Origin of the sequence: Oceanisphaera sp. IT1-181 (assembly GCF_033807535.1) — a bacterium.
GTDB lineage: Bacteria > Pseudomonadota > Gammaproteobacteria > Enterobacterales > Aeromonadaceae > Oceanimonas.
In genome coordinates this window covers 2,008,200-2,020,172 of sequence record NZ_CP136856.1, presented here as the reverse complement: position 1 = coordinate 2,020,172, position 11,973 = coordinate 2,008,200, and the positions used below count along the sequence as shown (strand labels likewise).

Genomic DNA, 11,973 nt, shown 5'->3' with positions numbered 1-11,973 from the left:
CAATGATAAATATACCTAATTCTGTGACTTTTTTTCGATTACTGTTGATCCCCGTGTTCATCATTCTGTTTTATATACAGATGGAGAACGCAAATATGTGGGCGGCGGGTGTGTTTGCACTGGCGGCTGCCACCGACTGGTTGGATGGCTTTTTAGCGCGCACCCTAAAACAAAGCACACCGTTTGGTGCATTTCTCGATCCGGTGGCCGACAAAGTGATGGTCGCCGCGGCGCTGATTATCATAGTCGAAGACTTTAGCTCTGCGCTGATCACCATACCGGCGCTGGTTATGATCGGGCGAGAAATCATCATCTCGGCGCTGCGCGAATGGATGGCCGAAATTGGCCAGCGTTCACAAGTGGCGGTGAGTTGGATTGGTAAGTGGAAAACGACCATTCAGATGGTGGCGCTCACCGGTCTAATTTGGCAGCGCGACATCTACATGATTTGGGCCAGTTACGTACTCTTGTACGTGGCCACCGGCTTAACCTTGTATTCAGCATACGATTATCTAAGAGCTGCTTGGGGTGATTTAACTCGTCCAGCTTAAATATTCAGCAATCCGTAATAAAGAGGGCGGGGTGCGCGGGATAAAAGCCAATCTACAGTGAGTTTTTATCCCTTTAGCCTGACATTAAACCGCTCATATTTGGTGTTTAATGCTTGAAAAGATTAATAAATATACAAAAAAAGTCATTGGCGTTTAAAAAATGTGCGAACGAACTTTTAAGTATAGATTAGTGTTGCATTAGGCGCAGGAATCATTAAAATGCCTAGCAAGTGAGTGAGGCAAGCAACTCAAACGGCGCGTTAGCAAAGCGGTTATGCAGCGGATTGCAAATCCGCGTAGTCCGGTTCGACTCCGGAACGCGCCTCCAGCCTCACTAAGCTTAGTCTGCCCGGATGGTGAAATCGGTAGACACAAGGGATTTAAAATCCCTCGCTCGCAAGGGCGTGCCGGTTCAATTCCGGCTCCGGGCACCAAAAGTAAAACAAAAGAGCCACTCGCAAGAGTGGCTTTTTTGTGCCTGAAATTAAGTGGTGTAAAGCTTGGTGCTACGAAACCCACACCGTCTTTGTCGTCCCGCGTTTTAGCTGTGGCCTTCGTAGCCGCCAATTTATTCGGCGGGCCAGCGCAGCTGGCTGAATAAGAGCAGCACCAAGTTCAACAAAAGAAGCACCCTATTGTAGCGGCCACTTTTCTTAGTCAGAGAGTTTCGGCTGTTCTGTGTAGTTGGATGGTTAATAGCAGTCTCGGGCTACAAACAAGCCATGTTGCCGCTTTAGCTGGCGGTCCTGCGAAGCAGGATAGTTTAAATCCCGCTAAGAACATGTAACCTGTCTTTGAGCCACAACGCAATGAGTTGTAAACCCCGAGCCAAGAGGCCGCAGCTTGCCTCCGCCAACGCGCTAAAGGTTTTGCCTCTCATCTTTTTAGCCTACTGCGAACATTCACTGGATGTTCGGTTAGACTAAAAGTTCGTCACGGCGAGACAAGCTCGCCCCATGCGACGCTCGGCAAATGCCATCCCTAGCATTTGACGGTTGGCTATGGCAATTCCTCCCGCCTCTCTGAAGTCAGGAGTCCTCTGACGGTGACGTAAGCACGTAAATACAGATGTCAATTGATACCAATCACCTTAAAAATGGATTTGCGATTTTTTGTAGGTCAGGTCAATGGATTTTAAATGCTTAAGTTATGTGCCCCAAGCTTGGGAATGACATTCTTAGAGTTACGATGTAAGCTCTCTTGCATACGAATTATGGTGTCCACTTGGACTGTATATATTGTGAGTGTTTTTGATCTAAGTCATAGGGATGACAGCGGCGCTTTTGCGGTGTAGATTCAAGGAAATTCAATGTGGCTCTAAACTATACGGTTTCGAGGAGTGGTGTGTAGAAATAATGGACGTTAATCCTTACACCGTTATGCCAGGCTATTAGTTTTTACTATTGAAAATTATTGAACGGTAGTTATGAGTCGATATTTAGATGCCTAGTAATTGATAAAAAGTAAATTTACGAGAGCATCAAACCTAATGCCTAACAGGCCACCCATGTCGTTGTAAAATTTTTGGCTTGAAAACTACACTCAAAGAGTTCGCGTTTGGTTTTTTTAGGATGGGCGGATGCCTATACCCCGTTTTACTCAAGTCAGCCTGTCAGGTACGCCTGTTACACGACGTCCTTCTAGCATTGCGTCAGTCGCACGGTAAGAAGGGCGTTTCTGTGTGGCGCAGACCAGTACTCTGGTCAGTTTTGAGCATTTTAACCTGCTTTAAGCTCCAGTCGTTGCTCATTCCACCTAGATTTACCCTCTGTCTTGTTCGTACTTGTTGCACGGTATCTTGTAATAGGCGTTTCTTTCCGCATCGGCAAACCGAATCAGAATTTTTCGGATCAGCGCCTGAAAGCCTAAACGTTTAACTCGGCGATCAGCTATAAATACGCATTTCTAGCACGCTGGTGATGGCACTGCCGTTCCAACAGTATTCGAAATGTTTAGCTTGGCAGATGTCGGTGAACAGTTTGGGTTTGTAAAGTACGAAGCAGTTATGTGCGGTATGTCTGACCGAGCGATACAGCAAACCATCGACGCCTTGGATTCTTTGTGCATTGGCGAATGCCTGGCTGTGGCTGTAATCGGTGGAGTGGTAGAGGTGTGATGATAAATGCGCGGGTCCAGTAAGATCGATGAGGTTGGCATCGAAATGCGCAAATAACGAGCGCATTTGAATACGTTGCGCGGGCTCATTGGTGTAACCATAAAGCCGTTCTTGATGATAAATGGTTTCTTTGATGGCGGTATCAAGAGTTGGGGCGCAGTAGTAGCCACCAAAGTCGCCGGTGGTAAACCGTGCGCCTTCCGGATTGATATGGGTGAATGCAGCCATGACATAGCTGGCATGAGCAACGCCAACTAACCAATCGGCTTTGGGTATTAAACTAAGATCGCCTGCTTCTTCAAGTAAACGAGGATTAGTCATGGCTTCTACTGCATATACAGCTTCCAGCTCGTCGACATTAGCAACGTCTTCATAGAGGTCTATCGGCGGATATTTACTGGGGATCAGCCGATAACATTCTTGGCCTTTTAGTTGCTGCATTGGATGCTCAATTGGTTGGTCAGTCTTTAGCTCTGCACTCAAGCCATGCCTCCACGCCAAGCACTCAGCCTTTTAGATACTTCATACAAATCGGCAACGCGGCCCGCATTCATTACTTCCATGGCACTCCTGCCGGCGAAGAATGGATGGGTATTGGGTTTACGCACCCAGCCATAAACACTGTCTTCGGCAGTAAATAAGATGCGCAGGCTCTTATGAATGTTAAGGATATAGCTCATTCGCTCCAAGGTGTCTGGGCTAAGGCGAATGCCGCCATGCATAGACTTATATTTGTTCAATGTTGAACGAGAGTGAATGCCCAAAAGCGCCAGTTGTTCTGCAGTAGAGCACTGCCATTGTTCTAAAATTTTGAACACCACCGGCAGTGCCTTGCTTAGGTCTGGGCCTTGTGTTGATTGGACCGGTAATATTTGTGTGTTCATCTTAGTCTCCTGCATACGCGCACATCTAAAGCTCGCGCCGAACGTTAGTTTTGCGTCCGACTTTGTATCATATTAGTGTAATTGTGCATATATGAACAAGTTGTTTGTGGTTGGTCACGCTTCCTAGCACTGATTGCTTACCACCATGGGGTGGCGGTGTATCGATAGTGATGCTGGTGCAGAGCTTAAGATGACTCAGTGGTTGCTGGGTCACCCGCCGTGCAGGCATCCAGTTTTCTAAACAGGGTGTCGAGTGCTTGATAGACCAGCTTGCTGTCGCTGCTGTTGGTCAGTATGGGGCGTAAGTCGTGATTACTGAGGTTGAGCTTATTTTGTTTGGCTAAGCGTAGCTGGCTAAAGCCGTAGTGGGTGCCATTATGCTGGCCGAGTAGTGCCAATTTAAAAGTTATTTGATAGCGCCCGATCGAGATGCCGAGTCGGCGACTTTCTCCTGAAATAGCACCGCTGGTCGTGAGCACGTCTAGTCCTAAGTAGTGGGTACTGGCATCTGTATCTTCATTTTCATTGGAGGCAGCAAGCGGCTCTTGCACACAGCTTTTGGCTGTTTTTTTACTAAAAAGCGTTTCCGTAAAAAAAGTGATGCTTTCCAGTGTTGGGGGCTTAGTTTGGCTAACGGCAATACCGAGCGTATCTTTCGTTGAGTCGGCGGTGGCTGAGTTAGCATTCGTTTCATTCTCGGCGCGGTTAAAGTAAGGTAGTGTATCCAGCGTGGTACAGCCGCTGAGCAATAAGGTAAGCAGTAGAAAGGTAGCAACAAGGGCTGACTTCATCGTAAACTCCAAGCAATGGGAGATAAGGGATAACCTTTATCCTAATACAAGTCCAAGCGAGGCTGGAGAGAGTGGTAGTGATTAAAAAAATTGCTGCGACAGATTACAACCGAGGCGCGCTCGCGCTATCATTGAGTTATCTACTTTTTATAGGGCTTAGTCTTACGTATGCGTCTTCTACGAGGATTTACCGTGCCAGCACTTATTTTGGCCACTTTAGCTAGCGCCCCAGCGGTGAGCGCTTATTATCCGCACGGCAGTGTGTCTGAAGTGGTGACGGCTTATGGCTATTTAGCGGAAGTACGCATGAAGCCTTACTTTATGCGCGCTAACATTACCTATCCCCCGCAAGAAGTGGTGTTTTTGGCCACGAAAGAAGAAAAAGAGCTCGAATTGTGGGCGCGTAATGACGGTGACTTTACCTTTATTCGCAGCTATCCCATCAGTAAAGCCAGCGGTGGCCCAGGCCCTAAATTAAGAGAAGGGGATAAGCAGGTGCCGGAGGGGATTTATCGCATTACTCATTTAAACCCCAATAGTCAGTTTCATTTATCGATGCGTCTCGACTATCCCAACTCTTACGACTTGATGCGTGCCGCTAAAGAAGGGCGCAGTAATCCAGGTGGCGATATTTATATTCACGGTAAAGCGCAGTCTACCGGTTGCTTGGCGGTGGGTGATATTGCCGTAGAAGAGCTATTCGTGCTGGTTGATAAGGTGGGGACTCATCGTGCTTCGGTGGTGATAGCGCCGCACGACCCACGACGACTGCCATTAGATGGTTTTTCCGATAATTTGCCGCGTTGGGCGGTAGAGTTATATGCAGATATTTCTCGCGAATTTGCCAAATATCCTAAAAGCGATATTTAAAAGTAGAGATACTTAAAAAGTAAATTAAATTCTGCGCTACCTATCACGTATTATCTAACCAGCGCTAATAATGGAATAAATAGCTGGTTAGTATAAACGCATCGTCAATAAACTATGTATTCACGCGGGCTTTTTTATGTTGATAAACCGACTGCGAGTACTAACGCCAAGTCAGTAGTTCCCAACCGCGCTCGGCGGCGATGCGATATAAGTAATTATCGCCATTGACTACGGCGGCTTGATCCACGTATTCCAAAAGCGGCAAATCATTAAGCGAGTCACTGTAACCGTAACTGGTGCTGGGCGTAATGCCTTGTTGCTGCATCCATTCTTGTAAGCGGGTGAGCTTGCCTTCTTGATAGCTGTGCACGCCTCGGGTGAGCCCAGTATAGGCGCCGTCACAGTAATCGAGCAAAATACCGATGGCGTGCTCTACGCCGAGGGCGCGCGCGATTGGTTTAACCAGATGCTCGCCGGTGGCAGAAATAATCACCACTGTATGCCCTTGGGTTAAATGCCAATGCAATCGCGCCTGAGCGTCCACATAAACTAAAGGCAAAACGTAGTGCTGCACAAAGTCTTCGACGAGCGGGGTAAGCACGTCCGCTTGCCAATAACGAATGGGTGCCAAGGTCAGCGCCATATAGGCATCCATATCCAGCTGGCCCTGGTAGTAAGCGGCCATCAGGCTTTTTTCTTGGGCTAATATATCGGCGGAAATCAGCTTGCGATCCACTAAATATTCTAGCCATAAGCGGGCTGAATCGCCGGCGATCAGGGTTTCATCTAAATCAAAAATCGCTAATTTCATTAGGCAACCTCCTTCAGCTCGTTGCAATCGAATAGCAGTTCAAGTGGGCTGCCGACCGATAATAATGCCTCTGCCCCTCGGTTCAGTTTATCTACTGTCAGCAGGCAGCCCGCAGCTTCGATACGATAGCGGATCACATTACCCAGTAGTTGATGACTACTGACTTTGGCTGGTATGGGCGGTGACATTGCCGGACCATAGTCACGACCCTGCTCACGAATATAGATGGACTCAGGGCGCACAGCCAGTCTGCCGTGTATGGTCAGCTTCAGCAATAAATATGTTTGTTCGGCAGAGAGCAGATTATAGTTGCCAATAAAGCTTGCCACAAAATCGTTGGCGGGCCGAGTGTAGACCGCCTCGGCGGTATCAGCCTGTACTATTTGACCTTGATTCATCACGAATACCCGATCCGATAGCGTCAATGCTTCTTCTTGGTCGTGGGTGACAAATACGGTGGTTAGATTCAGTTGTCGCTGTATGGTGCGGATCTGCTCGCGTAGGTGTTTACGAATCGGGGCATCGAGTGCTGACAACGGTTCGTCTAGCAGCAGAATGCGTGGGCGTACCACCAGTGCTCGCGCCAAGGCGACGCGCTGGCGCTGGCCACCGGAGAGTTGAGCGGGATGAGCACGTTCTCGACCGCTCAAGCCCACCAGTTCAATGACCTCGGCCACGCGGCGAATGATATCTGGTTTGCTTATTCGCTGCATGGTCAGGCCAAAGGCAATGTTATCGGCCACGGTCAGATTGGGGAACAACGCATAGCTTTGAAAGACCATGCCGATGCCCCTATGTTGCGGCTTGAGCCAAGTAATATCTTCTCCGGCGACCCGTATCTGTCCGCTGTCTGGCGTGGTTAGCCCCGCAATACTGCGTAGCAATGTCGATTTACCGCAGCCCGAAGGGCCGAGCAGAGTAACAAACTCCCCTTTACTGATATCGAAACTGATGCCCTTGAACACTGGGGTGTCGGTAAACGACTTGGTCAGGTTGGCAACTTCTAGGTAGTGCATTAGCGGCTCCGAGTTTGCAGGCGCAAGGCGAACCAGGTCGCGACGCCAATAAAAAGAAAATAAGACATCACCATGGCGCTGGTAAAATGGCCACTGTTGGTACGTTGGCTATACAGATAGACCTGCAGCGTTTCAAAACGGGTGCCGACCAGCATATTGGCGAATACAAACTCGCCGAATAAGAACGAAAAAGACAAAAATAGCGCGGCCAGCAGGCCATTGCGGATGTTCGGCAATACCACCCGCAGAAAAGCCAACACCGTGCTGGCGCCCAGCAGGTGTGCCGCGTCAATTAAGTCCGATAATGGAATGGCGTCCAGATTATTGGCCAGTGCTCGGTACATAAAGGGCAGGCTGATCGTGAAATAGCAGAAAATCAAAATCCAAGGCCCGCCAATCAGTGGCAACGGGCCCCCCGCATATAGCTGTAATAGGCCGACTGATGACACTACAGGCGGCACCGCAAAAGGCAGCAATATCAGCAGATTCATCAGACTCTTCAATCGCGGAAAGTAATAGAACACCACAAATAGCGTCGGTAATATCAGTAGCAGGCTGAGCAGCAAGGCGGCCAGACACACCAGTAGTGAGCGGGCAAAGGCGGCCAAAAATCGGCTGTCTGACCACAGTGTGATATACCAGTCGAACGTAAAGCCGCGCGGTAAAATATGTGCGCCCCATTGAGCAGACAAGGAGTAAACCAAGGTTGTCATAATGGGGGCGACTAGCAAAATCAGCAGTCCGTTGACCGTTAATCGGGCCAGCAGCGGGGCTTTGAGTGATTTATTCATAACGACTCCGGCTAATAATCCACTGATTGACCGCGGTCACCAGCAGCAGGATCATCATCAGTAACAGCGACAGGGCGGCGGCCAGCTGCGGCTCAAGAAAAATATCACCGGCGACCAAGGCGGAAATCTGGATGGTGACCAAGTTATAGTTGCTGGTCATCAACGCAAAAGTACTGGCATAGGCCCCCAGCGCATTGGCCAGCAATATGATAAAGGTGCCCAACAAGGCCGGTGTTAGCACGGGTAATACTACCCGTAGCCAATATTGCCACGGGCGAGCGCCGAGCAGGGCGGCGGCGTCTCGCCAGTCTTCTTGCAGACCGTCGAACGCGGGGTAGAGCAATAAAATGGCTAACGGGATTTGAAAATAGGTATAAAGAACAATGAGTCCGCTGCGAGAATATAAATTAAAGCTCTCGACGATACCGGCTTCTTGCAGCAGTAAGGTTAAGGCGCCGTTCATGCCCAGTAACACGATAAAGGCGAACGCCAGCGGCACCCCAGAAAAGTTGCTGGCCATGGTGGTGAAGGCCACCACCATATCTTGTAACTTGCCCGGCACTTGGCGCAGTGCCGCGGTTCCCGCCAGTGCAATCAGTAAGCCCAGCAGGCTGGACCACAGCGCCAAGTCGATACTGTTAGTGAACGACTGCAGATAAAAGGGCGAGTCGATGATTTCTTTAAAATTGGCCAAGCTCCAGTGACCATCCACCTGAAAGGCATTGACCATGACCCAGATCATGGGCGCCAGTTGAAATAGGCCAAACAGTAATGCAAAGGGCAGCAGCCACAATAAGGGCAGGCCGCGCCGCCAAGCTGCAGGTTTAGCCGCCACAGACGACGCTTTATGACGAAGATGACTGGGCGCTTGCGCTTGGGAAAGACTGGAATTTTGGGGAGGGCTGGTGCTTGGGTAGGTACTGACGGTTAGAGGTTCACTCATTTCAATAACTCGCTGCACATGGGTTTGTCGTGAGGTATCCCCAGCAAGCTGGCGATAGTGCCACACAGCTCAATTTGTTGCGGGCGGGCATGACGGTTATGGCTGAAGGCGGCTCCTGCTACCAACAGCGGTATATCTCGCTCTTCTGGCAAGATGCCGCTATGGCTGTGATCTCGGTTCATGCCGTGATCGCTGGTGATCAGCACTTGATAGCCTTCATCCAGCCAGCGCGGTAGATAGTTGGCCAATAGCAGATCGAAACGCCGGGCACTGTTGCGGTACTGGCGCGAGTCTAGGCCGAACTTATGGCCGGCGTCGTCGGTGTTCATGGGATGGATCAGCAAAAAATCCGGATCGAATCGGGTGCGTAGAATTTCCGCGTCTTGTAACAGGTGACAGTCTGGGTAATGGTCCTGAGAATAAAACAGGCCATACTGAATGGGTAATTTCGAGTCGTGAGTGAAACGATCCCGTACCGGCTGATAGGGCGCGCGATTATACAGTTCGCTAACCCAGTGATAAGCCGCCGCCGCCGTGGTTAACTCCGCCGAACGCGCCAGAGAAAACAGGCTCTGCTGAGTGCTAAGGCGAACCATATCATTATTCAATATTCCGCTGTCCACCGGCCGAGTGCCGGTGAGAATGCATTCATAAAGCGGGCGGGATACCGCCGGCAGCTCGCATTGCATTTTATAGCTGGTAAGTTGTTCCGCTTCGTTCAAGCCCTGCAAGTAGCCCATACACTGTTGGGCTACTTCATAGGCCAGTCCGTCTATTACGACCAGTATGACCTTGCTCATTATGCTTATCTCTGCTGATGAATGAGTACGGCCGACTGCCATTGGCGAGATAAGGTGCGAGTGCTTTTCTCCCAGGCTTTATGGTCGGAAATAGGACGCGCCACGGTATACATTTCTTGGGGTAGCAGTTTGTCCTGCACATCAGCAGGCAGGGTGACATTGTCGCGGATGGGGCGGGCATAGCCGCGCGCCAGATTTATTTGCCCAGCATCACTTAAAATATATTCTCGAGCCAGCTTGGCGGCGTTCGGGTTTTTAGCATATTTGTTGATAATGGTGGCGTAGCCAGAAATCAGCGAGCCATCACTGGGGATCACCACCGTAAAGCGGTCACGATTAATTTGGTCACGATAATTAAGGGCGTTAAAGTCCCACAAGATGGCCATTTCCACTTCCCCTTTCTCTAGGTTGGCAATGTTGGGGTCTATGGGGGACAGGCGGCCTTGTTTGGCCAACTCGGCAAATAAATTCAGTGCCGGCTTGATATTGGACTCATCGCCTCCTTGCGCAAAAGCGGCGGCTAATATGGCGCTGTTGGCTTGTGCGGCCACGCCCACATCACCCACGGTTACCTGATAGTCGCCGTCTAGCAAGTCTTGCCAAGAGGAGGGGGCTTTGTGTATCAGTTCGTTATTAACGATAAAGGCGATAGTACCGGTGTAGCCCAGCATCCAGTGGCCGTCTTGGTCTTTGGCCCAGTCGGGGATCTGTTCCCAGGTGGTGGGTTTGTAGGCTTGGGTCACGCCTTGGCGCACGGCGATAGGGCCAAAAGCGGCACCTACGTCGCCAATGTCGGCGGTGGCATGGTCCTTTTCTGCGGCAAACTTGGCAATTTCCTGAGCCGAGCTCATGTCGGTGTCTTGATGCTCAAGGCCGTATTGTTCGCTTAAATCCTGCCAAGTGTCTTTCCAATTTGCCCAGCTATCAGGCATGCCAACACTGTATATTTTTCCCTCTGCTCGCGCCTTTTGTTCTAGCTCTGCGATATCGGCGGCAAGCACAGCAGACGTGCTTAGGCTTAGGGTCAATAGGCTGGATATTCTCAGTATGCTGTTCATCGATTTCAATCCTCAGGAGTAAGCTAAGTTCGAAGCCGATGCTAAGTGAGGAAGATGACAGTTCGGTGGTGTTTTTATGGCAGTTTTATGCCAGTAGATAAACTGACGCTGGCCGGCGCTGATGTTAGACCACAGATAAACTGAATCTCGCTTAGCCAGCTTGCGGCAGTGACCGAACAACGCCTATTGAGTAAACATAATGAATAATAAGGTGAGTATTATTACTGTATCTTGGCGTTGTCTAGCGTTGTGTTATTCAAAGGTGGCTCCTCTGCCAGTAGGGTGGCTAACGTCTGTTGCGAGCGAAACAGATTAGTGTCGTGTCCTTCGCGGGTTACATAAATAAAGCCATCATCTGCGAGACTAATGCCTTCAAATTGGCCATTTTGACTAAGCGTGAATTTCCGACCTAAATGCTCAAGCACGCGACCCTCATGTATCGGATACAGCCATATCCAAGCGTGGCGATTAAACCAAGAGCGGCTATAGCCGAGCAGCATTAGGGTGTTGGTTTTTTCATCAAAGTCGGCGCCCGTGACCAGCATTTGAGTATTAAGCTGCTGCTGAGCCTGCAGTGGTGTCGGCTCGGTTGCCGTCGCGGCGTTCATTGCTCCCTGATGAGTAGGCAGCGTATAGATGGCGGTTTCTTGATCAAGCCAGCGTTTGGTAAACAGCCATAACTCGTTATTCACCACAGTGAGGGCTTCTGCATCAAAATTATGCTGATGGCGCGGCGGCTGAAAATTCGTTTGCTCGGCGTAGGCCACCGGCAATATGGAGGCGAGGCTAAGAGTGTCTTGCGCGAGGTTGAGTACTAAAATATTCAGCTCGCGCCGCCGGCCACTGTTGTTGCCCGTGTCCGCCAAATACAGGGTGTTGCCCTGAGCGGCAATGTCTTCCCAGTCGTGATTCTTGGCTGGTGCGGTGAGGCGTGCGCTTATTTTTCCTTCATGATTGAGCACAAACAGCTCAGGCGCATTGCCGCTGTCATTATGGCTGATAAACCCTTGCTGCCAGCGTATCAGGCCCGAGGTTTCACTTAAGCTGCTGTCAAAGCGCGACACCGGTAATAACGCCAAGCTCAGGCCTTGGGCTGAGCCGCAACTGGTGAGTGATAAGAGCATTAATAATGAAAATATAAGGCGCATGCCGCAATCCTATAACAAGTGAGTCCTTGTTATAGCGTGAATCTCCTTAACTTCAATGCTTATCTCTTTGGAACCGGCAATTTAAGCCTCTGCACGTGGCGCCAGTGCAAAGCTCACAGAGGTGTATTGGCGCAGTCATGTTTTTATCTGTTTCGTCTAAGGGCGCGTACTTGGTGTTATATGCTGGTTTTTGG

Annotated in this window: 12 protein-coding genes and 2 tRNA genes; 4 read left to right on the top strand and 10 right to left on the bottom strand. The window is 49.9% G+C overall.

Annotation, left to right across the window (positions count from 1 at the left end; all coding sequences use genetic code 11):
- Positions 1-2 precede the first annotated feature (2 nt).
- From pgsA to R0134_RS09010, 3 genes are all read left to right on the top strand, one after another.
- On the top strand, positions 3-551 hold the full coding sequence (gene pgsA / locus R0134_RS09020; RefSeq protein ID WP_319781550.1) for a CDP-diacylglycerol--glycerol-3-phosphate 3-phosphatidyltransferase: 549 nt from the start codon (positions 3-5) through the stop codon (positions 549-551).
- A gap of 254 nt (positions 552-805) precedes the next feature.
- Positions 806-879: transfer RNA gene (locus R0134_RS09015), tRNA-Cys, on the top strand.
- A gap of 19 nt (positions 880-898) precedes the next feature.
- Positions 899-985 (top strand) — tRNA-Leu (locus R0134_RS09010).
- Positions 986-2,436: 1,451 nt separating this feature from the next.
- On the opposite strand, the gene R0134_RS09005 is transcribed toward R0134_RS09010, so the two are convergent.
- The 3 genes from R0134_RS09005 to R0134_RS08995 form a co-directional block, all read right to left on the bottom strand.
- Positions 2,437-3,108, bottom strand: coding sequence for an RES family NAD+ phosphorylase (locus tag R0134_RS09005; RefSeq protein ID WP_319781549.1), 672 nt, complete (start codon positions 3,106-3,108; stop codon positions 2,437-2,439).
- Between the two features lie 38 nt (positions 3,109-3,146).
- A complete protein-coding gene (locus R0134_RS09000; RefSeq protein ID WP_319781548.1) occupies positions 3,147-3,551 on the bottom strand; it encodes an antitoxin Xre-like helix-turn-helix domain-containing protein in 405 nt (134 codons plus the stop codon).
- 185 nt (positions 3,552-3,736) lie between these two features.
- Positions 3,737-4,342 (bottom strand): hypothetical protein, encoded by a 606-nt coding sequence (locus R0134_RS08995; protein WP_319781547.1) that lies wholly within the window; start codon positions 4,340-4,342, stop codon positions 3,737-3,739.
- Between the two features lie 192 nt (positions 4,343-4,534).
- Here R0134_RS08995 and R0134_RS08990 point away from each other — a divergent pair, with 192 nt between their 5' ends.
- A complete protein-coding gene (locus tag R0134_RS08990; RefSeq protein ID WP_319781546.1) occupies positions 4,535-5,212 on the top strand; it encodes a L,D-transpeptidase family protein in 678 nt (225 codons plus the stop codon).
- 160 nt (positions 5,213-5,372) lie between these two features.
- On the opposite strand, the gene R0134_RS08985 is transcribed toward R0134_RS08990, so the two are convergent.
- The 7 genes from R0134_RS08985 to R0134_RS08955 all read right to left on the bottom strand — a co-directional run bounded on the left by R0134_RS08985 (position 5,373) and on the right by R0134_RS08955 (position 11,779).
- Positions 5,373-6,023, bottom strand: coding sequence for an HAD family hydrolase (locus tag R0134_RS08985; RefSeq protein WP_319781545.1), 651 nt, complete (start codon positions 6,021-6,023; stop codon positions 5,373-5,375).
- Complete coding sequence (locus tag R0134_RS08980; protein WP_319781544.1) at positions 6,023-7,039, bottom strand: ABC transporter ATP-binding protein; 1,017 nt, start codon at positions 7,037-7,039, stop codon at positions 6,023-6,025. Before R0134_RS08980 ends, R0134_RS08985 begins: the two co-directional genes overlap by 1 nt.
- On the bottom strand, positions 7,039-7,830 hold the full coding sequence (locus tag R0134_RS08975) for an ABC transporter permease (protein WP_319781543.1): 792 nt from the start codon (positions 7,828-7,830) through the stop codon (positions 7,039-7,041). The genes R0134_RS08980 and R0134_RS08975 overlap by 1 nt, the downstream gene beginning before the upstream one ends.
- Complete coding sequence (locus R0134_RS08970; RefSeq protein ID WP_319781542.1) at positions 7,823-8,773, bottom strand: ABC transporter permease; 951 nt, start codon at positions 8,771-8,773, stop codon at positions 7,823-7,825. Before R0134_RS08970 ends, R0134_RS08975 begins: the two co-directional genes overlap by 8 nt.
- Positions 8,770-9,576 carry an alkaline phosphatase family protein gene (locus R0134_RS08965; RefSeq protein WP_319784340.1) on the bottom strand — a complete coding sequence of 269 codons (807 nt, stop codon included), beginning with the start codon at positions 9,574-9,576 and terminating at the stop codon, positions 8,770-8,772. Before R0134_RS08965 ends, R0134_RS08970 begins: the two co-directional genes overlap by 4 nt.
- Positions 9,577-9,578: 2 nt before the next feature.
- On the bottom strand, positions 9,579-10,631 hold the full coding sequence (locus tag R0134_RS08960; protein WP_319781541.1) for an ABC transporter substrate-binding protein: 1,053 nt from the start codon (positions 10,629-10,631) through the stop codon (positions 9,579-9,581).
- Between the two features lie 221 nt (positions 10,632-10,852).
- Positions 10,853-11,779 carry a hypothetical protein gene (locus R0134_RS08955; RefSeq protein WP_319781540.1) on the bottom strand — a complete coding sequence of 309 codons (927 nt, stop codon included), beginning with the start codon at positions 11,777-11,779 and terminating at the stop codon, positions 10,853-10,855.
- Positions 11,780-11,973: the final 194 nt, after the last annotated feature.

Bases quoted from the DNA above. Each gene is read 5' to 3' on its own strand.
- pgsA (WP_319781550.1), top strand. From the start codon at position 3: ATGATAAATATACCTAATTCTGTGACTTTTTTTCGATTACTGTTGATC.
- R0134_RS09005 (WP_319781549.1), bottom strand. From the start codon at position 3,108: ATGCAGCAACTAAAAGGCCAAGAATGTTATCGGCTGATCCCCAGTAAA.
- R0134_RS09000 (WP_319781548.1), bottom strand. From the start codon at position 3,551: ATGAACACACAAATATTACCGGTCCAATCAACACAAGGCCCAGACCTA.
- R0134_RS08995 (WP_319781547.1), bottom strand. From the start codon at position 4,342: ATGAAGTCAGCCCTTGTTGCTACCTTTCTACTGCTTACCTTATTGCTC.
- R0134_RS08985 (WP_319781545.1), bottom strand. From the start codon at position 6,023: ATGAAATTAGCGATTTTTGATTTAGATGAAACCCTGATCGCCGGCGAT.
- R0134_RS08980 (WP_319781544.1), bottom strand. From the start codon at position 7,039: ATGCACTACCTAGAAGTTGCCAACCTGACCAAGTCGTTTACCGACACC.
- R0134_RS08975 (WP_319781543.1), bottom strand. From the start codon at position 7,830: ATGAATAAATCACTCAAAGCCCCGCTGCTGGCCCGATTAACGGTCAAC.
- R0134_RS08970 (WP_319781542.1), bottom strand. From the start codon at position 8,773: ATGAGTGAACCTCTAACCGTCAGTACCTACCCAAGCACCAGCCCTCCC.
- R0134_RS08960 (WP_319781541.1), bottom strand. From the start codon at position 10,631: ATGAACAGCATACTGAGAATATCCAGCCTATTGACCCTAAGCCTAAGC.
- R0134_RS08955 (WP_319781540.1), bottom strand. From the start codon at position 11,779: ATGCGCCTTATATTTTCATTATTAATGCTCTTATCACTCACCAGTTGC.